The 23,763-nt window shown below is 52.0% G+C and carries 22 protein-coding genes and 2 pseudogenes; 8 read left to right on the forward strand and 16 right to left on the reverse strand.

The window, feature by feature from the left end; translation table 11 throughout:
* Window positions 1–57 precede the first annotated feature (57 nt).
* From ACXAEW_RS13065 to ACXAEW_RS13085, 5 genes are all read right to left on the reverse strand, one after another.
* Complete coding sequence (locus ACXAEW_RS13065) at window positions 58–1,182, reverse strand: hypothetical protein (protein ID WP_474941734.1); 1,125 nt, start codon at window positions 1,180–1,182, stop codon at window positions 58–60.
* Complete coding sequence (locus ACXAEW_RS13070) at window positions 1,175–2,182, reverse strand: hypothetical protein (RefSeq protein WP_474941735.1); 1,008 nt, start codon at window positions 2,180–2,182, stop codon at window positions 1,175–1,177. The genes ACXAEW_RS13065 and ACXAEW_RS13070 overlap by 8 nt, the downstream gene beginning before the upstream one ends.
* Window positions 2,183–2,279: 97 nt before the next feature.
* Window positions 2,280–2,600, reverse strand: coding sequence for a hypothetical protein (locus ACXAEW_RS13075; RefSeq protein WP_474941736.1), 321 nt, complete (start codon window positions 2,598–2,600; stop codon window positions 2,280–2,282).
* Between the two features lie 79 nt (window positions 2,601–2,679).
* Window positions 2,680–3,144: a hypothetical protein gene (locus tag ACXAEW_RS13080; RefSeq protein ID WP_474941737.1), complete on the reverse strand. Its 465-nt coding sequence runs from the start codon at window positions 3,142–3,144 to the stop codon at window positions 2,680–2,682.
* Window positions 3,141–3,302 (reverse strand): hypothetical protein, encoded by a 162-nt coding sequence (locus ACXAEW_RS13085; RefSeq protein ID WP_474941738.1) that lies wholly within the window; start codon window positions 3,300–3,302, stop codon window positions 3,141–3,143. Before ACXAEW_RS13085 ends, ACXAEW_RS13080 begins: the two co-directional genes overlap by 4 nt.
* 653 nt (window positions 3,303–3,955) lie before the next feature.
* Here ACXAEW_RS13085 and ACXAEW_RS13090 point away from each other — a divergent pair.
* From ACXAEW_RS13090 to ACXAEW_RS13100, 3 genes are all read left to right on the forward strand, one after another.
* Entirely contained in the window at window positions 3,956–4,981 is a 1,026-nt protein-coding gene (locus tag ACXAEW_RS13090; RefSeq protein WP_474941739.1) for a hypothetical protein, read from the forward strand.
* Window positions 4,982–5,313: 332 nt separating this feature from the next.
* Window positions 5,314–6,018, forward strand: coding sequence for a pentapeptide repeat-containing protein (locus ACXAEW_RS13095; protein WP_474941740.1), 705 nt, complete (start codon window positions 5,314–5,316; stop codon window positions 6,016–6,018).
* Between the two features lie 105 nt (window positions 6,019–6,123).
* Window positions 6,124–7,767, forward strand: coding sequence for a hypothetical protein (locus ACXAEW_RS13100; RefSeq protein ID WP_474941741.1), 1,644 nt, complete (start codon window positions 6,124–6,126; stop codon window positions 7,765–7,767).
* 26 nt (window positions 7,768–7,793) lie between these two features.
* On the opposite strand, the pseudogene ACXAEW_RS13105 reads toward ACXAEW_RS13100, so the two are convergent.
* The 5 genes and pseudogenes from ACXAEW_RS13105 to ACXAEW_RS13125 all read right to left on the reverse strand — a co-directional run bounded on the left by ACXAEW_RS13105 (window position 7,794) and on the right by ACXAEW_RS13125 (window position 10,266).
* Window positions 7,794–8,398: pseudogene (locus tag ACXAEW_RS13105) on the reverse strand (IS5 family transposase).
* Window positions 8,399–8,573: 175 nt separating this feature from the next.
* Window positions 8,574–9,086 (reverse strand): hypothetical protein, encoded by a 513-nt coding sequence (locus ACXAEW_RS13110; RefSeq protein WP_474941742.1) that lies wholly within the window; start codon window positions 9,084–9,086, stop codon window positions 8,574–8,576.
* A gap of 208 nt (window positions 9,087–9,294) precedes the next feature.
* Window positions 9,295–9,702: a transposase gene (locus tag ACXAEW_RS13115; protein WP_474943034.1), complete on the reverse strand. Its 408-nt coding sequence runs from the start codon at window positions 9,700–9,702 to the stop codon at window positions 9,295–9,297.
* Between the two features lie 102 nt (window positions 9,703–9,804).
* Window positions 9,805–10,062 (reverse strand): annotated as a pseudogene (locus ACXAEW_RS13120) (IS110 family transposase); the annotation flags it as partial.
* 15 nt (window positions 10,063–10,077) lie between these two features.
* Window positions 10,078–10,266 carry a hypothetical protein gene (locus ACXAEW_RS13125; RefSeq protein ID WP_474941743.1) on the reverse strand — a complete coding sequence of 63 codons (189 nt, stop codon included), beginning with the start codon at window positions 10,264–10,266 and terminating at the stop codon, window positions 10,078–10,080.
* 336 nt (window positions 10,267–10,602) lie between these two features.
* Here ACXAEW_RS13125 and ACXAEW_RS13130 point away from each other — a divergent pair, with 336 nt between their 5' ends.
* Window positions 10,603–11,313 carry a hypothetical protein gene (locus ACXAEW_RS13130; RefSeq protein ID WP_474941744.1) on the forward strand — a complete coding sequence of 237 codons (711 nt, stop codon included), beginning with the start codon at window positions 10,603–10,605 and terminating at the stop codon, window positions 11,311–11,313.
* Here the strand turns inward: ACXAEW_RS13130 and ACXAEW_RS13135 are convergent.
* A complete protein-coding gene (locus ACXAEW_RS13135) occupies window positions 11,306–11,797 on the reverse strand; it encodes a hypothetical protein (protein WP_474941745.1) in 492 nt (163 codons plus the stop codon). The two genes, ACXAEW_RS13130 and ACXAEW_RS13135, sit on opposite strands and share 8 nt — an antisense overlap.
* A 5-nt stretch (window positions 11,798–11,802) precedes the next feature.
* On the opposite strand from ACXAEW_RS13135, the gene ACXAEW_RS13140 reads away from it, so the two are divergent.
* Together ACXAEW_RS13140 and ACXAEW_RS13145 are read left to right on the forward strand one after the other, a co-directional pair.
* On the forward strand, window positions 11,803–12,405 hold the full coding sequence (locus tag ACXAEW_RS13140) for a recombinase family protein (RefSeq protein ID WP_474941746.1): 603 nt from the start codon (window positions 11,803–11,805) through the stop codon (window positions 12,403–12,405).
* Window positions 12,402–12,554 carry a hypothetical protein gene (locus tag ACXAEW_RS13145; protein ID WP_474941747.1) on the forward strand — a complete coding sequence of 51 codons (153 nt, stop codon included), beginning with the start codon at window positions 12,402–12,404 and terminating at the stop codon, window positions 12,552–12,554. Before ACXAEW_RS13140 ends, ACXAEW_RS13145 begins: the two co-directional genes overlap by 4 nt.
* A 249-nt stretch (window positions 12,555–12,803) precedes the next feature.
* On the opposite strand, the gene ACXAEW_RS13150 is transcribed toward ACXAEW_RS13145, so the two are convergent.
* Both ACXAEW_RS13150 and ACXAEW_RS13155 read right to left on the reverse strand, forming a co-directional pair.
* Window positions 12,804–13,571, reverse strand: coding sequence for a hypothetical protein (locus ACXAEW_RS13150; RefSeq protein ID WP_474941748.1), 768 nt, complete (start codon window positions 13,569–13,571; stop codon window positions 12,804–12,806).
* Window positions 13,565–15,784 carry a hypothetical protein gene (locus ACXAEW_RS13155; RefSeq protein ID WP_474941749.1) on the reverse strand — a complete coding sequence of 740 codons (2,220 nt, stop codon included), beginning with the start codon at window positions 15,782–15,784 and terminating at the stop codon, window positions 13,565–13,567. Before ACXAEW_RS13155 ends, ACXAEW_RS13150 begins: the two co-directional genes overlap by 7 nt.
* 688 nt (window positions 15,785–16,472) lie before the next feature.
* Here ACXAEW_RS13155 and ACXAEW_RS13160 point away from each other — a divergent pair.
* Entirely contained in the window at window positions 16,473–17,117 is a 645-nt protein-coding gene (locus ACXAEW_RS13160; protein ID WP_474941750.1) for a hypothetical protein, read from the forward strand.
* Between the two features lie 126 nt (window positions 17,118–17,243).
* Window positions 17,244–18,266, forward strand: coding sequence for an IS110 family RNA-guided transposase (locus ACXAEW_RS13165; protein WP_474941751.1), 1,023 nt, complete (start codon window positions 17,244–17,246; stop codon window positions 18,264–18,266).
* Between the two features lie 606 nt (window positions 18,267–18,872).
* Here ACXAEW_RS13165 and ACXAEW_RS13170 read toward each other — a convergent pair.
* From ACXAEW_RS13170 to ACXAEW_RS13180, 3 genes are read right to left on the reverse strand one after another with little or no spacing between them, the layout of a single operon-like run.
* Window positions 18,873–19,904 (reverse strand): HNH endonuclease family protein, encoded by a 1,032-nt coding sequence (locus tag ACXAEW_RS13170; RefSeq protein ID WP_474941752.1) that lies wholly within the window; start codon window positions 19,902–19,904, stop codon window positions 18,873–18,875.
* On the reverse strand, window positions 19,891–22,206 hold the full coding sequence (locus tag ACXAEW_RS13175; RefSeq protein ID WP_474941753.1) for an AAA family ATPase: 2,316 nt from the start codon (window positions 22,204–22,206) through the stop codon (window positions 19,891–19,893). The genes ACXAEW_RS13170 and ACXAEW_RS13175 overlap by 14 nt, the downstream gene beginning before the upstream one ends.
* A gap of 10 nt (window positions 22,207–22,216) precedes the next feature.
* The gene (locus ACXAEW_RS13180; RefSeq protein WP_474941754.1) at window positions 22,217–23,605 is read right to left on the reverse strand and encodes a hypothetical protein; all 1,389 of its coding nucleotides are present in this window, start codon (window positions 23,603–23,605) and stop codon (window positions 22,217–22,219) included.
* Window positions 23,606–23,763 lie beyond the last annotated feature (158 nt).

The raw sequence follows: 23,763 nt of genomic DNA on the forward strand, positions 1-23,763 counted from the left end.
GCCCCGTGTTAAGTTAACCTGTGTGTGAGTCAGCTTATGTGTGAGCCGTGGAAATGCTTACGACGCGGGCCATTGGCAGACAGTTTTGCCCGCTTCAAAGGCCGCTCTTGAGATGCCGCTGGCCCGCAACGCAGATGCGGTGGCACTCCCAGGCTCAACTGGTTTGCCATAGGCTTTGGTGCCAAGATCAAAACGCTGGGTGATCCCGGATTTGGTGATGTTGAAGTAGCACCAGGCGCTTTCAAACCGATCCGGGTAGTTGTCTTGCATATAGAGCGTGCCGGTGGTCACCTCGACCCCTTTGAGGCTGGGATGCGGTTTGGAGGCAAAGAGATTAAAACGCGCAACATACGCGCCTGTCACCGCTGTTGATCCCACCGCGCCGCGATTGATCTCGCGCATCTCGACGGCACCAGCCCCATGGGGCTCAACAAAGGGCTCCACCGTCAAAGGCGTGTTGGCTTGCGCCGCAAACCGGGTAAAGCAGCTTGGCAGATTGTCGCTCCAGCTCACCAGGGTGCCACCACGTGCAGCGATGTAATGGGACCAGAACTGCTGATATGCCGCTTCCTCATCAGAGGACAGCGCATCACCCATTGGGCAGATATGCACCGAGACATTCTGCAGACCTGTCGGTCCTGCCGCGCCCATGCCCCAGGGCGAGATGGACAGCGGTTGTTGGATATGGGCTGGTGAGGGCACCCGCAATGTCTCCCCCTTGCGCAGATCAAAGGTTGGATCTGTTGCGGCGCGATCTGCTGAGCTGTTGATCACCGAGCCGATGAACAGCAGATGCCGCTCAGCCGCAGGGTCAAGGCGGCTGGTGGCCTCATGACGCAAAAGCCCGGTGAGATCGGTGGCCCCATCACCTGAGGAGATGGTTTTGACAAAAGCCCCAACCGCTCGGGCTTCTTTGGCAAAGCGCTTAATGCGCCATTTGGCCCGCTCAAATCGCGGATCATCGGGGATATGGATGACGGCGATTTCGCCGGGGTCTGAGGCATTATGAACATAAAGGCTATCACCAGGGCCAATGTCTTCGGTGAAGAACGACCAGAGTTCAGATTGCACGGCCTCCGGTCCCTCCGGCAGTGTTTCCGGCAGGGCTACGGAAAACTCCATCGCCTGCGCCGTGCTGGCCAGAAGACTTGCCGTCAGGGTTTTAGAAAGCAATTTATACATGTGTTTCCTCCTCAAAGCTTTGCCAATCGCGCTTGAGTGCGATCAGGGCGTTGACACTGTCTGTTGCTGTTTTTGCTGCGAGAAACTGCTGCGCCATCTCCACCTTCAGAACCACACGATCCTGAAACGCCTGCAGCGCCGCAGCATAATGATGGGGTGCGGCGGCCATGGCGTCGCGCTGCTGTGCCACCGTGAGCGCATCTTCACTGCGTTGGGACAGCAGGTCTTTTAGGGTGATGGCTTTGGCACTGACCTGCGCCACTTTATGCGCGCCATAGGTCAGCAAATGGGTTGCAGCGATATAAGCGGCAGACCCGCCGAGAAATTCCAAACCCAAATGCAGCGCATACCACTCGCTGAGGCTGGTTTTATCTGCCACCTCGGTACCAAAGCCGCCTGAAAGGACATCGCTTAGAAACACCGGGCCAAACTGATGCGCCCATGCGCCAAAGGTTGCGATGGCAGCGACAAAGATCGTGCGATCAAACCAACGTTTTGCTCTATCGGTCTGGAATGTGTCGCGCAACCCATGGGCCGCAACCACACCGCCCAATGGGGCCACCCCATAGGTCAGCGCCAGAAGTGGTGTCTCAGTCACACGATCAATCAGTAAAGACTCTTCCACCCCGGAACCAACGACAAGCACCAAGGGTACCAGCATTGTGGTGCAAAGCACGGCTGTTCCAAAGCCAACCACACGAAACAGCCTGTGCACGGGCTTTGGCCGCTCAGCCGTGATCAACTCTTCAATGTGATCTGTTGCGGCTTGTTCTGCGCCAAGCTGCTTCAATATGCGCGCGGCTGTCTTGCCCAGTTTTGTCAGAACGGCGGTTGAGAACGGATACTGAGGTTCGGGGTTTTGCGCCCGAAACAGATGTTCTGCCAGGGCGCGCACCTCCTCAGGTGTTTTACCAAGGGCTGCCAGTTCCAAGATCCACTGCCGCGAGATCGACAGGATGAACCCGTCTGCCTCGCTCAGTGTGTCAGTGATTGCTTTCATCTCACGCTCCTATCTGCGCCTTAGGTGACGCAGGATTGGGAATACGTGGATTGAGAGGGGCGGATGGGCCATCACTGGGCGGATTATGGCCGCGCATTCAGGCCGCAAGTGCAAGGCTTAACAGCAGCAGGCCCACCGCCATGGCCCGACGCAGAGGCAACGGCTCACCATAGAAGATGCACGACAGAGCAAGCACGGCGATAAAGCCAAGACCTTGGCTTACCAACACAATGGAGCCCAGATCATGCGCCCGGTTCAGGAGGGCAAACACCCCCAAAGCGGTTCCGGCCCAGGCCAAGCAGCCAACAATCGCAAAACACGCATCCCCGCTTTGGGACGCATGTTTAAGCGCCAGAGACCCCGCAACAGATAAGGCCGTATTTGCAAAGACAATCATCCCCGATGCCAAAACCGACATAACAAAACCCTTCCCAATAAGATCATCGCCCGACCTCAAAAACAGAGATCAGGCGATGACTGGGGCCGATGGCGGGCGGTTATTCTTCTTGTTGGATCCGCTGGGAAACATCTGCCCAGAACATCAATGACAATTGGCTTGCCTTAACGCGGTTACGGCTGGGCGCATTTGCCTTTGCAAAGAAGCGGTTCATCGTGCGGCGAGGATCTTTGCCAAAGGCCCAATTGGTATTTAAAAGCGGTATGCTTTGCTCTGTGCTGATCTTGCCGCGCTTATAGAAGCGTTTCTCAACAAAGACGCGCGTACCGTCCACCGTGTAGCTAAATGGGTCGTCAGACAGGTCCATGCGCTCGATATCAATCTCCTCGACCTCATGCGTCAGAACCGAGTTTCCAGCGATGTGCCAATAATAAGGCGTGTAGGAGATCTCATCCGCCGTTGCCGTCGCACTCAACCCTTTGTCGCGCCAATACTGAGCGAGGCTGGATGCGTGGAGCGGATTGCGCAGCAAGCGCGCATGTGCGGCAATAACAATGCGGCTCATTGTGAAACCTCCACCGTCTGCGTAAAAAGTGCGGTATTTGAGACTTCTCCTGAAACCAACTTACCATCTGGCAAGGTCGCTTGCTGTTTGGGGCTTGCCTTTTGAAAAGAGGCTGAGACGGAATAAACAGTTCTATTACTGTTCAAAAAAGGTGCCATTTTATATCTCCTTGGCACTGCGGAGAAGCGCAACTCCTAGACAGTCAGATCGGCCGATCAGGTTGAGACAGTTGCCCAACATCTGATGTTTTGGCAGAGTTTGAACCGCATGTAATTCCGCCTAGTTGCAGAAGTCTTCGGAAGCCCGCAGAAATCGCGGAAATATTGTAATATTATGTTTTTGTTGATTTATTTTATCTTTCAAAGTAAGATATAACTGTGATTGACTCTAGACCTGGCGAAGGACAAACGCAGTACAACATCAGAGAAATATACGACGAAGAAACAGGTGTTTTGCGCGTGCGACAAGTGCGGCTGGGGGATGAATTACATAGTCCTCCGAGCGGTGATCCATCTCATGCAATTTTCGACAAACGAGGTCGGCCACGTACTTTTGAGTGGCACCATCATGGTTTGGAGCACACCGAAACCAACGACCCATCCTCAATTACTTTTTATCCAGACGACGATATCCAACGAGAATTCTATCGCCTACATGACCATCCCCGTCCTAGCGTTCTTGGGCCGTTTATCGTTGATCGTCAGATGAGCTCAGGTCTAGTGCTTAGCACCAAGCTTCTTGATCTTCACAGTGATCTTGAACCTTAAAGATTCTTCCGACACAGTGACTGAAGTGTTTAAGTGGGGTGGTGATGAAAACGAAACTTATTGTCCCGTTCGTTAAGTTCTATGATGCGATCAAACATTCAAAACGCCTAGAAGATAAAGATCTCGAGTATAGCTACAAGGTCTCAGCTAAAAAATGTGCCTTCTGGTACAGGGATAGACATCACGATCCTAAACTTGATGGCACGCAAGACAAGTGGTGGCCAGCGTGGATAGATGTCGCCAAGCCTATGAACGCCGAGGGCAGAGAACGCAATGTGTGGAACAAAGTGTGTAGAATAAGCAGAGGAAACATCAGCAAATTGGAGGAGGGATCCGGAATACACTATGCTGCAATAGTGCACTACAGACTCCACGCGACCGCAGACACTCGAGCTCAGAAATTTGCCAAATTGCTCGACTATCGAGCTTTTGGTGAGCCTGCGGAAGAAACCATTGGGAAGATTTGTGAGTTCGTTGAAGCAAGTGAGCTCGACGGCGTAACGACACTGGATGACGAAAATAGACATAGATCCTTGATCAATGTTTCGGGCCTAAGATGGACTGAGCTTCCTGCAAACAATATTGACAGAGGTATGGCGATGGACTTGACTTTTGATATATTCGAACAGGAAATCGGTAACCGCTTCTACATGTACGGAACTACGCGCGCAGCATTCGAAATCAAGGCGCAAAATTTTGAAGCAACTAAGTTCTCTAAAAGCAGCAGACGAGAGCTGCCAAACTACATCTTAGACAATAATCGGGGCCGATACACTGCGATAGGACCAAAAGATGATTTTGGATTTCTTTTTGGGAACGCAATTTCAGACATCGTATGTATCGTAACCCCTAAGTCAAGCGCCGGTGGATCAATTCGTGTATCTACCGAGGTAATGCGTTACAATCTTGATGTAAGATCGATTGACACCTCTTCAAATGTTACTGGGGACGAGGATGATGATGAGCGTGTGAACTTGATCGATAGATTGGTTTGTGTTCTGTTAAATAAGAGATTTCTCGAGGTGGAGGGTCGAAATATCAAGGTATCGCAAATCACGCTCACAGAATAGGTTGTGCTTGTCTCTGATAAGTTTCACCTGAAAACTATTTGAGGTTTAGGTTTGCCTGAATTTTACTTTGCCTAAAATGGGAAGGCAGTGTATTTCTTGAGGCGTCAAGATTGATAAAATAGCTAATCAGGGTTGCTGTATGTGGATGGAATTCGAACGGCGGAGACCTTCTTAAGGTGGATCGGATCATTTTTTTGTTTTTGGAGGAATTTTTCATTTCTGAAAGGTTTCGTTTTGCAAGGGGAGTAAGTTAATAGGGCTGATTATACTGATATTTTCTCATTTTCTCATTTTGAAGCACAATCAAGGCAGTGCTCTAGTTATGACGTTTCTTGCGGTTTGATCTTTGTTGGAGAGGTGCAGCTTTGATTCACGGTAATCCATTTTTAAGTCTTACTCAGAATGACTTTGATAACATTGCCTTCTTGCAGGTATCCTCTGAGTTGAACTTTTTAGATTCAGTAAAACACCTGGAGCTTGATCCCAAAACAGACTTTAGGTGGGTGAACCTTTCGGGTATTTCGTTTGATGGCTTAGATTTAGAGGGTTTTGATTTCACCGGAAGCGATGTGTCGAACTGCTCATTTTTAGATTGTAAACTTCCGAAAGGCGTGTTGTCGATAAATGATAAGGTTTTCTCTTTGCAAGGCCGACCGTTAGACGATTTAGCTATGATCCTTTCACAAACGTCCAAACAAAAGCGGCTTCGCGAAACGAAGGGAACGGAATCAATTTCGGTGTTTCGCTTGGTATTGCGTGCTCCAGTCGGGAAATCTTTAAATGTAGTCGTCTCTGAGTTAAGGGATGAGCAACTTTCAGAACTGAAGCAAGTTTCTAGGCTTCAGTTCGAAATAGGCCCAAGAGTGATGATGGGTTTCGGGCATTCGAAGATCAAGGAGGTGCATTTGCAAGTTGACGATCCATCAAGCTTAACACCTTCTAATATTGGGGCAATACTTGCTTTTATTAAAGCAAGTGAAGCTATAGAGGGGGCTTTTTGGGAGGTGGATGGGATAGATTTCTTGCTTGATTTATAGGCTTCTATTTTTGATTGTGTTTTTTGGTGTTGGAACTTTTCTTGCGATTTCTGTTTGTAATTTCAGTAATTGCAAAGTTAATTTTGGCGGTAAGGAGAGATTGTTGTGAGTAAAGATGGTTTGGAGAAGAAATATGTGAACCTGTTGATAGAATCTCAACGACCACTCTCAATGCAATTTAGTCAAAGTCAAAATTTATTCTTTCCCTTGGCTTTGACCGCGTTATCTCTACTGCCTGTCAGTATGTTCGTTGATCTAAAATACTTGGCATTTGTTAGCTTGTTTTTATTTCTTGTTCTTTTCTTCATTTGGCCATTGTTCGGATTCCTAACCTCTCGAAAGGCGACCCTCCTAGAGCGTGAATTATTGAGTGCTGACTTGGATTTTTTTTCTAAAAGGTTAGCTGGTGTTCGAATTTCCCAGAGGGGTTCATCAGCGGCCTACGACTTTATTTTCTTTAAGTTTTCTACGATCGCTAAAGAAGAACTGGAGAAATGCGTCAGAAAGGGTAGTACTTCTGGTTTGTCTATCGTAAATCTGCATGAAGCTGTTCATCTGCAAAACAGAGATCCGCTACGTATCTCTGTTTTGATTTTTTGCTCATTGTTAACCATAATTTCATGGGGGCTATTTTCGGTAAGTGTTTCCAGTGGGGAATTCGCCTCTCAGATGAATTTTCTAGCCAGGGAAAGCGTTATCATTTTAGGCTTTTTGCTTCTGGTGGTTGGGGTTTCGGTGTATCCGTTGTTTTTCTTATCGCGGTACTCGCATCAAAGAGAGTATTTTGTGGACAGGGTATGTTATGAGGTCTTTAAAGAACGTTACGAAAATATTTTAAAGCGAGAGATTATCCTTGAGGATATGTCTACCACCTCTAATGTGCTGGTGAAATTTTGGAATAAAATGACGCACTCCAGCTATAGTGATAGACTTGAGAAATTAAGTGAGGTCAATACTCTTAGTTGGAAATTTGTTCCATTTGTAATTTTCCAATCATACTTAATGTTATTGTTTGCACCTTTGTTTGCCCTACTTACTTTGGATTTGGTTGCTTCATACGTTCCGTTTGCTGCCCGTGAGCTCTCAAATATTCAGATTTTTTTATTGCGGAGCGGGTTTGTGATTGTTAGCGCGTTTGGGGCTTCTATTGCTCTAATGTTGCTAATATCCACTTGCCGAAAGCCAAGAAAGCATTTTTGGAGGAACTTGCCAAGTATCTTTGTTACGTTATTTCTGATTTGGCAGGTCGACACCTTTATTCATGGCTACCTCGCTGAAGCGATTGAAACAAATAGGTTTACTGACCCAGTTCTGAGGAATGGTGAAGAGTTACTTTCCGGAATCCCGACCTTTACAAATGCGATATTACTATCAAGTTCAATAATCGTTGGCTTGTTTGTGCGAATTCTCCCTGATCAGAATAGATTGGCATTCGGACTGCCAGCCTTGCAATTTGTGAATGATGGTTTGCTTGCAGCTAGACTAATATCGGGAGCATGGACAGGGATAGGTTCGGATGTAGGTTGGCATGCTAGTAGTTTGATCTCCCCTGTTTTTCTGTGGGGGGTGGGCGAAGCGATAATTCACTTATTTCGCTTATACCGGATAACCTTGAATGGAGGTGTGGTTTGGAGTGGGCTATGGATCGGAGGAAAAAGTTGGTTTCCTATTTTTATTTTCCTTACTTCGGTTGTTGGTTTGTTTTTGATATATGTAAATCCAAAATTTGTCACTCAAGTGATTGGGTAATTCCCCCTCTTGATTAGGGTCAGGATTCATAACCAGAACATGACCACGGCTGCCAAGGCACATGCTGACAAGAAGACTTTTGGGCATCTGTCATATCGTGTCGCAACCCGCCGCCAGTCCTTGAGACGGGCAAAGCTGTTCTCGATTTTGTGGCGTTTGACAAGCGCCCGTGCACCGATGTAGTCGCTGACTTGTCCTGCGGTCACGAACAGGTTCAGCGGGCGTCCTTGGCTGTCGCAGATGGCATGCAACTTGGTATTCATACCGCCCTTGGTGCGCCCGATCAGACGCCCACGCCCCCTTTTTTGACGCCCAAACTGGTCGCCGTTCGATGTGCTTTCAAATAGGTAGCGTCGATCATCACAGTCTTCTTTTCGCCGTGATCTGCGGCCAGACCTGCCATCATCCGCGCAAAGATACCTTTGTCGCTCCACCGCTTCCAACGGTTGTAGAGCGTCTTATGTGGCCCGTATGCGGCGGGTGCGTCGCGCCATCGTAAGCCATTGCGATTGATGAAGATAATCCCGCTCAAAACACGCCGGTCATCAACGCGCGGCTTGCCGTGGGACTTTGGAAAAAAGGGCTCGAGACGCGCCATCTGCGCATCCGTCAGCCAGAAAAGATCAGACATATTCACCGCTATTTTTGCAGCGGTGAATCACGCCACGAGGCGGAAATCAATGGGTCCTGACCCTAGCAGATGGCCAAGCTTTCCCTTTTCTTCCCGAGGTCGCAGTGCAAGCCATCGCACTAGCGGCAACCATAATCTACTTGTTATCAATCCTGACCTTAGAAAATATTAAAATTTACTGTGGATTAGGAGCTAATGGAATTCCCCATCCCTGTCTTTCGTGGTCGTCACTAATTATTCCGCAATCGTCGATTTCGATGACTTGGTTGGACCATGGCGCTTTTATCGACACTGGGTCGTGTTCGATACCGTTATCGGTATAAACTTTATGATAGGCACTTAAGTGGCGCGGGCCTGCTAAGGATGCACGAAATCTTGTCCCATCAATGTTCCCTTTGACCACGAGGCCGTAGGTGGGACATATTGCCCTTAATTCGACCTCTTGTTGTCCTTGAGCAGTAGAATAATATGAGATAGCCAAGCATTCTTGACCGGTTTCATTAAGTTCCAGTCTGCCAGGAGCAACCAGGCGACACATGAAACGTTCAGTTTTAACGACTTCGCTCGACACCAAAGACCGAATTCCCTCAATAAATTCTTGGGGAGAAAAGTATCCAAATTGCGAGGAGCTATACATTGTGATAACAACTGAAATGCTAACCGCAAGCGTGTATTTCACTTCAAACATTCACTCTTCCATTATTTAAGTACACATCCGAGTTTAGCGAAAAACCATTCAATGTAATTAGTTTTTACAGTTCTAATGGAGAGCTCTATTTTTGCTCGTTGGAGCTTCATTAAGCTCTACCGTGCGAGATTACCCTCCGTTGAGCTATTAATGCAAGCATCTGTGATTTCGCAAGCCTGATATCGAGTTCATTCAACCCCTGACAGGATCACGGAAGGCGATGCTCCCAACACCTGTTTTCGGAGACCAAGGTATTGGCCCGAATGACGAGCTTCCGCATGATCGCAGTGAGTGCGACCTTAGGTGGTTTCCCTTTTTGGATCAGGTTCTTGTAGATCTTGCTGTATGCGCCGCGTCGATTTATGCCGGAAACCGCGCACATATAGAGCGCCTTCCGGATGTGCGATCGTCCGCCTCGTGTCACACGCGTTCCCGTTCGCGAACCTCTGTCCCAGTTCATAGGAGCCACACCTGCCAACGCTGCGATTTGGCGACAATTCACGTGACCCAGCTCTGACAGATCGGCCAGCAACCGTGCAGCGGTCGTCGCGCCGATGTTCGGGATGGACGTGAGTATCTTGAACTTCGACGAAAGCTCGGGATCAGCTAAAATCACTGCCCGTAGCGCGTCTTCAATGGCCGAATTATGAGATTGCGCCAGCTTCAGGCGCGCCCGGAACTGTTTTTGAACGAGGTCGTAGTCACAGGCCTTGAGGCGGCGCTTGAGATTGCCAATCTCATCAACAAGTTGGCGTCGCGCGGTCTTAAGTTCTTGCAGCTTCTTTCCCGTGTCTGAGATCGGCTCAATTGCTGGTGGATTGATCACCGCGCCATACTTGGCGAGGACGCGCGTGTCGATTTTGTCAGTCTTCGCCAACTGTCCGAGGCTGTCCGCGAATTGACGGCTGCGGAACGGATTGACGACTGCGACGGGGATTTCGGCATCGTGCAACTGCTTATGAAGCAGCCTATGGAACTTGCCGGTAGGTTCTCAAACGACCAGCTCGACATTGTTCAGCAAACACTCTCGTATGAGCTTTTGGATGCCGCGTTTGTTGTTCGGCACGGACAGATGAGTGTCCTTGCCATAAATCGCGAAATCCAAAGTGTCTTTGCTGACGTCAATGCCTGCATAGTTTGCAACGACGTGGTGGTTTATCTGTTCTTGCGTTCGAGACATCCGAGGACTCTCCTTCATCTGTTCAGATCGTAAACCGGTGCATGACCCGATCCTGCTTGCGATGGGACCCGTGATGGTCTTAGCTGTGTGCGATCCAGATCATGCGCCAAGTGGTTCACCTGGCAGCCCAAGAGTTGCAAAGAATTGGGCTAAGGAGAATATACGCAAGCTGTGTTTTTGGTAATACCAAAAACGGCTTGTGAAGGGGGCAAAGCCCCCGTTCAATCCCCCAGTGCGCGTCTCAATTGAACCGTTGTGTGCATGCGTGGGTAATCCGTATCCGCCTCAAATTTGCACCTCTCTGCCGATCTAAGGTATACTTATAGGCAAGGATTTATGCAGAAGACGGATTGGCCAGAGATACAACGAAAAGAAGACCTTGATGATTTGCAACGCGAATTGTCGGGTCAGGACGGCGCGCGGGTGCAGCGGTTCTTGCGTGACGATGATCCCCGATCTCGAGAAGGGCGGCGCAAGAAAGCTGAGCGGCGGTTTCGTGACCTTCTGGAACGGTTGCTAGATGACCCAGAATACCGTGCCTTGTATGAGCAGCTTGGGCATGAACTGTCTTCCGCAGAATATGATGCGGATCAGGCGGTCTCAGACCTCGAACAACAATTAATCGATTTGCAAATACAGATTGAGGCGTTGGAAAATGCCGCCGCCCGTGGCCCGGATGGGCAGCCTGTATTCAAAACAGCCGATGGGCGGGTTGTGTCAGCGGATGGTCAGGAATTGCCGCCCGAAATCGCAGATGGGATCATTTGGCCTGCAAACGCACCAACGGCGGAGGAGTATTTTGCTTTAAAGCAAAGCCATCGTGATTATACGGACCTATTGGATCAATGGCGTACCTACCGATTTGAAGTGCTTGGCGATATTCGCGACCGCTATGACGACCGCGACAACCCCATGAGCAAAGATGACCTGCGGGATGCCATTCAGCGCATTGAGGATCTGCGTCCGGCCCCAGCTTCTGTCGAGACAAAACCGAGCCAAGAGGCGCAGCTCTCGTCCGCACCGCAGGCCTTCCCAAGCTTCAATTGAACGAACCACATTCGTTTTCGATGACAATGACCAGCACCGAACTTGGATGGAATTCTGAAAACTCACCGACCCTAGCCATCACAGTATCAAATCCGCTCTCTGACATCCCGAGTTCGTCAAAGAAAACGCGTCCGATGCAGTCCGACACTTCGGGTTTGATACGCGCTGCAATTGAAGAAGCCATCACGAGTTGTGTTGAGACATAAGCGCGTTGATCGTCCATCGAACGCTTGAGAAAAACCTCTCCGGTAAATCCTTCCGCAGAAGAAACCTGTGGACAGATTGCGAGGGAGGTAACCATTGCCGTTGCCTTGACCATCTTGGCTATGCTGTTCATATTCCATGATTTTTGAACAGGGCGAGACTTTACTGGAGCGACCATACAGCCTAACGTCGCAACACGCAAAAACGGGGATTTACGCCGCGCATACGGGCGTGTGTGATGCGCGAACTCAGGTGATCGGAAAGGATCGTTTTCGATCACATCTGATGCAGACACCCCGCCGGATCGGCTATATCCGCGTCTCGACCCGGGCGCAGGCGACGGATCGTCAGACCGCAGCGCTGGAAGCCGAATGTGATCACCTCTATGTCGAGTATGTCTCAGCCGTTGCGGATGAGCGTCCGGTGTTTGAATCTGCATTGGCTGCGCTTTCGCACAACGACACCTTTGTCGTGCTGGATCTGGATCGTGCTTTTCGCAGTTCGATTGATGCCATGCTGACAGCAGAGGCACTGCGTGAGCGGGGTATCAAAATGCGTATCTTGTCTTTGCCGATTGATACCGCCACGGCGGAAGGCGAGCTGTTCTACACGATGGTTGCTGCCTTCGCGAACTTTGAACGCCGTATCATCAGCCGCCGCACCCGCGAGGGTTTGGATATCGCCCGAAAACGCGGAAAACGCCTTGGCCGACCACCATGCCTTACCCCAGAAATCATTCAAGACGCATACGACTGGATGGCCGAAGAAGACCTGCCATGCCGTTATGTTGCGTGGTTACTGGGCGTCTCCCGCCTCACATTACAGCGCAATTTCAAAAGGTTGGGGCTACCATACCCCATTCACCACGACAAAGGAGACCCCAAATGATTGAAACCGTTTACCAGCTAAGCGAAGCAGAATTATTCCGGCTGACCTCTGCCTACACCGCCATCCGAGACCCAAAGATACGAGCAGAATTCTTGTGCACCGTCGAGGCGTGGGCAATCGATCAATGGCAAAGCTGCGACGACGCATAGATTGAGCAGGCATTCTGCTCGCTGGTGACATTCCCGGCCCAAAGCCGCCTTCCGATTGGGGTGTCAGTTGCTGCAGTGCGGCCCGTCGAAGCCGCCGTTCGCCGCAGGTGCACGATCGAGCAACCGACGAACTGGAAGTCTGCGGGACAAAGTGCCAATTCGCTGTGGCTGCACCAATGTCTGCTTTTTGAATCCGCCGTCGGGACTGGATTGTCTCATGGCCATACAGCAGTGAGTTTTCAATGCGCGTTATGGCGGGTCAAGCAATACAAGCGGTTCAAAACTACCTGATGGAGCGTCAGTCGACTTTGAACTGGAACCTCTGTAGGTTTGTATGCTGTCATCACCAATCCGTACAATCCGTTCTTCAGGATCGTAGACCAATTCGCATACCTTAAACGCCACAGCAGTTCCGACGGTCTCAGAGTAATTTAGCACCAAATCTGATGAACTCTCCATTCCAGCACTGACCTCAAATTGCGTCATAGAAGGCCCATGAGCTTCCATACCTGCTTCACTGGTTCGAATTTTCCGCACCTCGAAACTGCTACAGAGCACCAAATCAGTAAGAACAAAAGCCCGGCCACCTTTGACTGTCTCATAGTTTTCTTTGCCGAATTCTTTTGAAAAACTCTCGCTCAATTCCCTCCTGAAAGAGATCCTATCGACAATTGACTCTGTCACCAAAGTCTTGAATCTGTAAATATATGTCCATTGCACACCTAGGTTTCCTTTGATGCTTGCGCCATCAACGCCAGAAACCAGCGGAACCCCGGCGGTCGCTTTACCATCAAAGCCGTACTTGAATGTCGCGTCTGTCAATAGAACCTTACCGCCATCAGTACTTGGGGGCACGCCGCCAGAGCTCGAAGGCAACAAAGCCCTTATGTCGGAGTGGACCACGGTCACAGGCTGACTCTTAAACAGACTTAAACCGCTCCTTTTGCTTTTAGTCAAAAGTGCAAAAGGTTTCAGGGTTGGCTGAGGTACACTAAGCCATGAGTATCCGTCTAACATAGTGTTTGCCCTTTGTGGAATAGATTGAAGTTGAATTTTCCCGATTGTTCTAAACTAAGACCTTGAAGCGATGTTCTCAAATCAAACTCTGAAAGTTCGGTTTTGCCCTGAACATCTTTGAGTAATCTTTGAATAAGCGTTGGAGGGATCGTCTCGTGTAAAAGGCCTTCGAAGCCAACCGCAAACCCACCCGCTTCAGATATCTTTCGAGCATACTCGGTCGAGTTGCAGCACAGCAGCACGCTGAGCTTTGGCGCGAAGCCCGTGTCAATAATGGCCTGAGCGAAAACCTCCATTTCAATCGAAACTGCGCGTTGATCAGGTTCTTCACTAACTAATTCAAGAACGTTACTGCTCGTAATGTGCGCGGCCAACACAGAAATCTCGGGCCGGAGGCTCATGGCAGCCAACAATCTGCTGTATGAAAGTACAGGTACTGGGTCGAGAAAACTAAAGGACGATTGAAAAATCTCGGTTAAAGTGCTGTGGTTGTTAAACAATTTATCCCTGTTAGAGGGCGATGAGTGGCAATACTGTAAAGTCGGAGCACTTGAAAGGTCGACAGACCGAACACCCGCTGCCCCAGTACCGGGAAAGATAGGCTCCGACGTTACTGAAGACAAAATCGCGTTTACTTCATCAGCACTCAGATAGACAGCGCTATCCTCTGCTAGGAGTTTTTTCCTTAAATCTGTAGTTTTGAGGTTTTTTACTGGAATGGATAGCCCAGCCCCACTAAGATCATAAAACTGATCGAGGGAAATTCCGACCACTTGGTTAGAAGCATTATAATTGTTGTGTTGAGAAAACTGCTCTTTGCTCCATATAATCTCGTGAGTTTCTCCATCAAAAACCGCCTCCAGGTTTTCAAAAAGTATGTCCGCATCCGAGTATCGTTCTGAGTTCGGATCACCCGATTCCCTCAGCTTTATTCGTTCCTGATCAATGTCGACGAAGTAAGTACCTTCAATGCGTCCAATGCCCCAAATCTTGCAACCCCTCTCTTCGTATGGGTTCAATTCTTCATCAAAAGTATAAGTAAATACAAGGTATTGTTCTTGAAAGAGGTATCGCCCGCGAGGACCTAATTGAACATAGACCGGATACTTACCCTGAGAGAGAGCCGAACTCGTCTTTCTTCCTTCAATACGTTTCGGATTAGACGAAACCATCATTCCGTCTACTTGATCATACGGTAGCTGCAAATGCTCTTCACTCAAGCGAGCACTATGCCCCATAGCGTCACCCAGCAAAATTCGATCAATTTCTATTCGGTCGAAGTACTCCGCTTGCGCGTTTGTTGCCTTCAGAAAATTATTAATCGACCGCAATAAACTATTCGAACGCTGAAAGTTGAGTACGTAGGAGACTTTATGAAGATCGAAGTCAGACTTTATCTGAGAAACGTTACAGGTCAACCTACTCGAAGCAATCTCTGGCACGCAGATTATAATCTCATCTCGGTTGAACTTCTTCTTTGGGTGCGTATGGAAATTCCTTACAGACACGATAAAACCAAATCCGTTTAATTTTGTTCCATCGTCACAAACAAACTCAACTTTGCTCCGCTCTATTTTCTCAAAGCCAGGCATTACTTGGCTTAGTATCCACTTTGCACTTGCCATGTTGTCGTAGGGATCAAGTGAATATATTTGTTCAACTTCCCTCGACAAATACACAGTGCTGTCGTTCAGCCTATGCTTTCGAGCGTGACTGCCGTCCAAGTTAAATCCGAAGCGCACCATCTGAGAGATGATTTCTCCATTTAGTTGGCGACTGTTGAACACCTCTGAAACTAACTTTTCGTAACCTCTCGCCTCTGCGAACCTTACGGCTTCCAGCAAAAGTTTTTCAATACATCGCTCACGGAAACGGCTATAGTCAGTGCCTTCTTTAACGGCCTCACTCAGCTCGTTATCCAAGATTGAAAGGTTCTTTATCTCGAGGTACGGAGTAAAGGCCTTCTTCGTAAGAATCATCGACGCTGCTAGCGGAATATATTGCTCGTCCTTATGATCGAGTAAGGCAAACGCTCCATAGGCAATGCGCGCGTAGTCGTCTTCTTTGAGACCTGTTATTACGTTCCTAATCCAGGACTCGTGATTAGGATACGCTTCGTTCCAAAGACGAAGTTTATCTAGGTTGTTGTTTAGCACCTTTTCATATTCGGCGCTGGAATGTAAGCGCCGCACGAATACATAATCACCTGACATTAATTAATTAACCTCGCTACCGGACGATGCAAAGGCTTTTCTTAACCAGATTTCCTCAATTTATATTTGTATGTATCCAAACTTGTTCGATCATTCAATTCTATCATGCATTGTTGCTCTCGTACCCGAACTCTACACCCTTCGTATTTAAAGCCTTTCCCATTAGCCGCCTTTGTGGTGCGGTTAGGTTTGTGCGTGACGACGACGCAGTCATCATTTCCGCTTAGGATTTGTGTAATATGTTCGACTGTTGCTTCTGATACTTCTTCTGTGGTCAGCACAAAGACATTATATGTTCTTGGCCACATGGACGATGCCTCTTCCGTAACTCTCTAAACCGCAGTTCAAGTAGACATACACATCAAAACCTGGATTTGCTACGTCTTTTCTGTAGTCCTCCATAGATTGTCTGCAGGCACAGTAAGGACTTGCACCTGTTGTCATTTGATCTCCTTCCACCGCGCGTACCAAAAGCGGGCTTTGGTCCCTGTCGCAGCATTGAGCAAAAAGGGCTCTTCTGGCGCTTTCGCCGCCAGTTGTTCGAATATCTGCCTACAATCTGCCGACGATCAGGCACCGCGTGGCAAGCTGCGATATCAAGGGCTTGGCCTGAACGGATGATGTCCGCTCTGAACTTGCCTGCTCCGATGGCATCGCCGCGCTGGCATTGGTCCGTTCCGAGCCTATCTTGCAAGAATTCTACGTTGCAGCCAATGTCGGATTCCGAGTTTCAGCTAATGAAGGCATTTCGGTGAGTTTCAGGAAAAGATACCTTGCTCTGTTGGTGATGACGCTGTGGTTGTCGGGCAAACCAATTCACGCTCAGAGTATCATTCAAGATTTTGAAAGCCTATTCGAACGCTGTCGATTGTCCATCGAATTTAGCTCGGCATTCAATAGCGCAGGCCTTGAAGAGCGCGACGTTCCGGAGCACCATGCACGTGATTGGGGCATGTCTTCGACACAAGAGGCTTGGGCTCCTCCAGAGTCAGAATTGTATGTTTTGCTCACGCAATGGACATCTCGAGACGGCACTCAAAGACGCCTATGCGATATAAGACTGGTAGATGAACAGTATGTTTTACCGCCAACCGAACAAGCGCTTCTGCTGCGACACTTCCTAATAAGACAAGTCGAGTTAATCGGTGTCGGAACTCATAAACTGGATCGGCGGCTATCGCCCATTCCACCTGCGGTTAATGCGGCGTTTCTGCTTATGGATAGGAACCCAAATGGGTGTGTTGTGACCAATACCTTTGCATTATCACCTGACGGGAAGTTCTTTTCAGCAGGGTCCGGCGAACAGGCCGTGATGCCCTGTGACGCTGAGTAGACTGGCCATTGAGGTTAAGTCTATTCGAAGCAAAAAAGCTGATGGGGTGGATGGCTCCTGCTTCAACCGGCGTCGCAATGCGCCATAGTGCAGGTGTCAAAATCTGCTTATGAGGGGAGCCACCCCATGCAAAATACCACAATCGGCGTTGATCTGGCCAAGAACGTTTTCCAAGTCCACGGGATCACCGCGAGCGAAGAAGTCGTGTTCAACAAGCCGCTGCGACGAGCGCAATTTCTGCCGTTCTTTGCAAAACTGGATCCGTGCCTGATTGGCATGGAGTCGTGCAGCAGTGCGCATCATTGGGCCCGTGAACTGACAGCTCTTGGTCACGAGGTTCGGCTGATTCCGCCGATGTATGTGAAGCCATATGTCAAACGCGGTAAGTCTGATGCCATTGACGCCGAAGCAATTTGCGAGGCAGTGACTCGACCCACCATGCGGTTTGTTGCGACCAAAACAGTCGAGCAGCAATCCCTGTTGTCGCTGCATCGGGCGCGTGACCTTTTGGTGCGTCAAAGAACGCAACTCATCAACAATCTGCGTGGTCTGGTCGCGGAGTTCGGTATCTTCATTCCCAAAGGGCTGGCCCGTGTGATTGGATTTGCTGAGGACATCACTCTTGGGGAAGTGCTCGACTTGCCAGACATCGCCAACGAGGTGATCCGCAATCTGTCAGAACAGCTCATGGCTCTGCATAAGCGGGTCCGATGGTATGAAGAGCGCCTCAAGCAAGTGGCCAAAGAAGATACGCGTGTCCGTTTGCTGCGCACTATACCCGGCGTCGGCGCGGTGACGGCTTCTGCGATCATCGCCAGCATTGGAGATGGTCACCAATTCAAAAACGGTCGGGAGTTCGCAGCATGGCTGGGTTTAACGCCTGCCAACAAATCCAGCGGCGGTAAAGAGAAGTTGGGGCGGATCACCAAGATGGGTGACCAGTATCTGCGATCATTGCTTGTCGTTGGTATGACATCACTCGTTCGACAAACACGATCCCACCCCGAGCGAGCCAGCAAATGGCTTACATCCTTGCTTGAACGCAAATCTGCGCGTGTCGCAACTGTTGCCATGGCCAACAAGACCGCCCGGATCGTCTGGGCTGTCCTGACCCGCAACGAACCCTACAGCCCACGCACTATAGCCTGAGACGAAAGGAACAATGAGTTAGCAAGACCCGCGAGATGATGGTGCATAAGTCTGCCGCCAAAGCCAAGACACTCCGCCGAATGGCGCGGGCATAATAGCCCGTAAAGCTGATAGGAACTTGGTTTGCGGAACCCATCAGGGCCAGCGGTCAAAACCGCGCAAACAGGCCGGACACATGACTGCTTCTGACAAATGCACAAATCAGATCAAAAATGTCTTGCTATGCAGGAGCCATCCACACATGCCATTCGCTGCATGAGCAAAATCTGAACGCGGTCGAACTTACATTCTGCGGGGCCTTTCTGCTGTTAGATCAGTGGAAGAGAAGGTCTGCTCTCCTGCGCCTTGCAGACATGTAAGACCGATTGCACAGAAAAGGCAGGCATGTGCTACCAACGCCTTGGCTGAACGATAGGATTGGTCCGATCCTCCATCAGTTTACAAGCGTTTTTGATCCCGCAGTGAGCAGCCTCATCTGACTGGTCCAAGTTGATTGTTAGTGCATCATCGGCCTCAAACATCTTGCCTTATGCCAGCATCACGACATTGGAAACGAACGGGGTGACCGGACGATTCCGATCAGCTAAAGGCGACATATGTCCATACTCAGACGCTAAAATCGCCAGTGAAACTGTCCAGCCACGCTTGTACCATCGATGAAAACGGCTTGTCTTTACGGCCCATCTGGACCAGCTCGGCCGTGATCTCGTCCGCCAATCCACGCAAGGCGCGCGCAGCGTGTGTCAGAAGTTGAGCGGTTCCGGCGTCTGCCGGGGGGGGAACGTCCTCGATCTGATCGGAAAGCGCATGAAGCTGAACGATCAGAGTGCCCATAAACTCCAGCCTGCGCAGCAATTCGGTCCGGGCCTGAACCAGGCCCAGCCGGTTCAACCCGTAGACATGGATGGAGGTTGCACCCTTCAGGCTTAGGTCATCCTCTCCCCGGAACGGGTCTGGCTCGGCAGGATCCAGGGGGGCCGCCAACAGGAAAGACACAGGCGGCAAGCTGCGCCCCTGATCGTCGGTCACGCGCGCAAAGTGATGGACCAGGTGCTGTGCAGGATCATCTGCCGCCGGGTTGAGGAGCAGCGCCGCCTCGCCCACAAGACCCGGACTGCCTGCGGCGGCAACATCATCGCGCGCGGTGGCGCTAGGGGCGTTGGCGCGGGCGCCGGTGGGCGCAAGCGGGAAGCTGTCTTTCTTCCCGGAATTTTGCACCGCATGATCGGAAAACGCGTTGGCGGTCTCGTTGACCAGCGTGAGTTGGCGAACGTCACCATGCGGCGTGAACTGCTTTCGCTTGCGGTTGCAGTCGATGCAAGAGGGCAGTAGGTTGTCCCATTTCATCGCCAGCCACCAATAGCCGGGATGATCGTCATCTTCGGCCACGGCGCCCTTGGGGCGGAAATGTTCGACGTCCATGGGCTGCGTGGCGGAGTAGAAGGTTTCGCAATAGGCGCATTTGCCATGGAACAGATTGTGCAGCGCGTCCTTAAGATCTTTGTGTTTGTAGACCTTGAAATCGAAGCTTTTCTTCTTGGTGCGATCGGCACGATGAGCGACGACCTTGTCGAATTCGTTACGCGCGCGATCCTCGAACCCATCGGGGGCTGGGCCTCTTTCCTCAATTCGGCGCATCGTAGCCTCTGAGTGCTTTCAGGATGCGGGCCTTGGTCGCGTCGCGCAATGTGTCGATGCGCGCCCGGGTGGCAGTGCTCCGCTCTGCCAGATAGTCGGCGATGGCCTCGTGAACCAGGCGCTGCACCTCTGTGTCGCCGATGGGCAGGGCGGCGCTGATCTCGGTCAGGTAAGCGCGGACATCGGGATTGTCCTCGGGTCGGTCGCCACGGGCCAAAGCGTCTTCGGCGGCGGCGCGGTTGCGTTCGCTGTCCACAGCTTCGGTGGAGCGCAGTTGAAAGAAATCAGCCGTCAGAAGCTGCTGGATCGTCCAGTTCTGGTTGTCGGGCAGGTCTACCAAGGCTTGGGTAGTAACCGGCAGGCCCTGTTCAGAGGTCTCGGTTACACGTTCCAGCACGAGAACCTCGCCCTTGTGCATACCGCGCAGGCACAGCGGGTCATGCGAGGTCGCGATGAAGCAGACCTGCGGCAATGCCTTGCGCAAACCGGTCATGATCGACACCTTCCAGCGTGGGTGTAGATGGCTTTCGATCTCATCAATCAGAACCAGCCCGGTGGCGGTTTCCAGCGACTCGAAATCGCGATTGATCTTGCGGTTCATGAGCCCCTGCATGATGTCACACAGCATCGCGAGCACCGCCCGGAAACCCGACGACACAACCGAGAGCGGCGTGCGCGATGACGTCCCGTCGGTCCCAATGGGAGAGACGACATAGACACTATCGTCGTCGCGAGCGAGCACATCAAAGCTCGCCTCGATGGAAAACACGTCGCGCAGCGCCCGAGCGACCATGTTGAAATCCGACGGGCTGAGGCGGAGGAGCCATTTTTCGGGGTTCGACAGCAGCTCGTTGGGTTCAAAGAGCGACCGGATATGCCTATGGCGCGTGTTGCGGCGTTCGGTTTCAAGGTACTGACGAAAAGCGCCGTACGCAAAGAGCGGCAGGCTCGAAGCGACACCGTCTTCGCTGAAACCAACTCCTGCATCGCCGCCCGCACGTATATTCAGCGCCCGGGTGGCACCACTATGGAAAGTGAGGGTGATCTCTGCCGTTTCGGGCGCGGGGTCTTCGCCGCCAATGAATTGAGGGTTAAGCACGAGCTTCGAGGGGTCGAGCCGCAACATCTGCCGCGTGCCCGGTGGGATCAACGCGAGCGCCAAGGCTTCGAGGATGGTGCTTTTGCCCGCCGCGTTCTCGCCCAGGATTAGCATCGAAGGTGCAGTGGGTCTGGTGCCGCCCTCCGGTGCATCGGGCACTGAGAGGTCGATCTTCTCCAGCGATTTGTAGTTGCGGATCGCCAGATGCACAGGCAAGGCAGAAGACGGCGGCGGGGCATAATAGCCCGCACGCATCAGCTCTTCAGGATCCACGGCTTCATGGGCGATCAGGTCCCTCTCTTCCGCGTCCAGCCGGGCGATGGCGCCGCGCAGCCGATCTTGCGCATCGGGCAGGCGGATCAGTTGTTCAAGCGCACCTGTGACGTTGGCCGAGGGGCGCGACCGACCAAGCGCAATGCCCAGCACCTCGCGGAAGTATATCAGCGAGGCACCGGGAAAGCCTGCGATATCCGGGCCCAATATGTGGTCTGGTGTTGCGCCAGATGTGCCCGCCAAAACGTTTTCCAGCGCAAACTGGCGAGTTCGGAAGGCAGCTTCGCGATCGCGGGTCAGACTGTTTCGGTCCAGCTTGAACTGGGCGATGGTCGCGCGACCGGTCCGGTCTCTCCCAAGGATCGTTCCATGAGGCAAGAAGCGGAAGTGCCGCCACAGCTTCTCATCATAGCAGGGATCGGCAAAGACATGTGCTTCCTTCAATGGAAACTCCGGCCAGCGGCCGTCCTCGCGGTCAACGAAGGCTTCGAAAGCCTCCGCCCCGGGCAACGGCGCGCGCCGGTCGTTCTTGACTGGAAAATACTCCGGGCGGTCGGGCTGACAGTCGTTGCAGATCAGGTACAGGTTCTGCCACGCTTCCGCCAACCAAGTGTAGTAGAGGTGCGAGGTGCTGGTATCGACGGCGGGTTCGGCATTGGCCGTCGGGCGAAACCGATGAATCGGGGCTTCATCGCCCACTGGCGTTTCGCAAAAGGCACAGCACCGGTCGAACAGCTTCATCAGATCGCCGCGCACCCCTTGCTCCAGACCGATCACGACAGTTTTCATTGCCGGTTCCCCGATGCGTTTTTGCGTGAGGCCTTCGAAGGTTTGCGAGAAAAAATCTAGCAGGTTTCGACGGTTCTGTTCCGCTTCCTTGGTGAAAAACCATTTGGGCGGTGGGACGCGGTCGCGTTCAACAAAGCGCATCGGCGGACCGTCAGAGGCTGTGCGCCCGGATAGGCGTCTGTTCAGACTTGCCGTGCCAGAGCGCCTCTTCCTCGGTTAGATGCGCCAGGTTCACCGCAGCGCGGAGGGCTTTGAGCGTCTCAGACCGCGTGTTGGCGATGGGCGCTGTCCAATAGTCGTTGTGGCGAAATCCCGGTGGCGTGCCGATGCGCAGTTCCACATCTGTCACCGCGCGCCCGAATTTAGGCGCGGCGGGGCCCGAGACGATGTCGCCCTGCACGATCCGGCGGAAAGGGACGTAGATATTTGTCCAAACCGTGGCGGCAAAGGGGGCGGCGTGGTGCGGGCGTCGGTGTGGGCTGGCATTCGGTTGATAAGTGAAGACCGGGGTGCCGCCTTCGTCCTCGAACGTGGGCGGGGCCGTCGGCAACTCGCGCAAGGTTTTGCGCGCGGCGAACGCGTCCGGCGTGTCGGCCAATAGAGCGTCGGCCTTCGACAGGGGCGAGCCGAGCGTTACCAGATCGCTGATGAGCCATAGCGGGTCATCTTTGTCTGCCGAGATTGTAGCGAAGTAAGCGCGCTGCGCCTGGCGATACGCAATGCGGGCCGTGCCAACCTGATCGGCAGGCGCGGCGGCAAGTACGCGCGCCGTTTCTTCGACCGTGGCAAGCGCCGCAGCCGTCGCGGGATCGGCGTGAGCGGCCACTTGTGCCTCGTGGCTCAGCCGCAGCCAAAGGAAATGCACGATGTCATAAGCCACGACCGATCCAAGGGAATGGCCGACGATTATGATCCGGTCGTATTTCTTCTTAGCTGCCAAAGCCTCCAACAGCGCGACACCTTCGGACCGGATGGTCTGGCGGATCGCCACGTTGTTTGGGGAGGGGTCGAGGTAACGCGCCGCATCACCGATCCTGGGCAACACTTTGGCGGGAAATAGCCATCCCACCAGCGCCACCAGCGCCCCGACCAGAGCCGCAGCCCAGCCAGGCAGGCCAAACGGCAGGCCCCATTTGGGCGCAAGCCACAGTCCCAGCACCAGAGCCGCCGCCGCCAGCAAAATCAGCGCAAAGCGCCATAGCCCGACCAGTTCGGCTGGCACATCGCCACTCCCGCGCAGAAAGACGCGCTGCGCCCAACTGATCACGATCGCGGTTGTGTGCCCCTGCATATGGTGGGCCCAGTAAAACTCAAAGAAATCCATCCGCTTAGGCGGTGTCGCGCTGGACTCGCGCGTCGTGATACGGCGCAGCTCAAACGAACCTGAGACGAAATCAGGCTTCGAAAAAATGCCCGCCCGGCTGGGATGGACGATGCCGGGATCGTCGCTCCACACCGCATCGACGAAGCCGCGCAAGGTTTCCATCGGGCGCTGCTCGCCCATTCCGTGGATCATAACGATGGCGGTCTTCTTGCTCATACCAATGCCTCTCTGCGGGCCATGCCGCGCTACGAATGCGATGGGTTCAATAGCCTTTGTGCGCCGCGGGAACGCGGAATTAACATTTTTGAGTATGCGGAGGCGCGGCGCATCTGTCTAGGCCCTGTGGTTGCACGCAACCGCGCAACGTGGGGCCA

This window comes from Epibacterium sp. ABZ3_068, assembly GCF_056159265.1.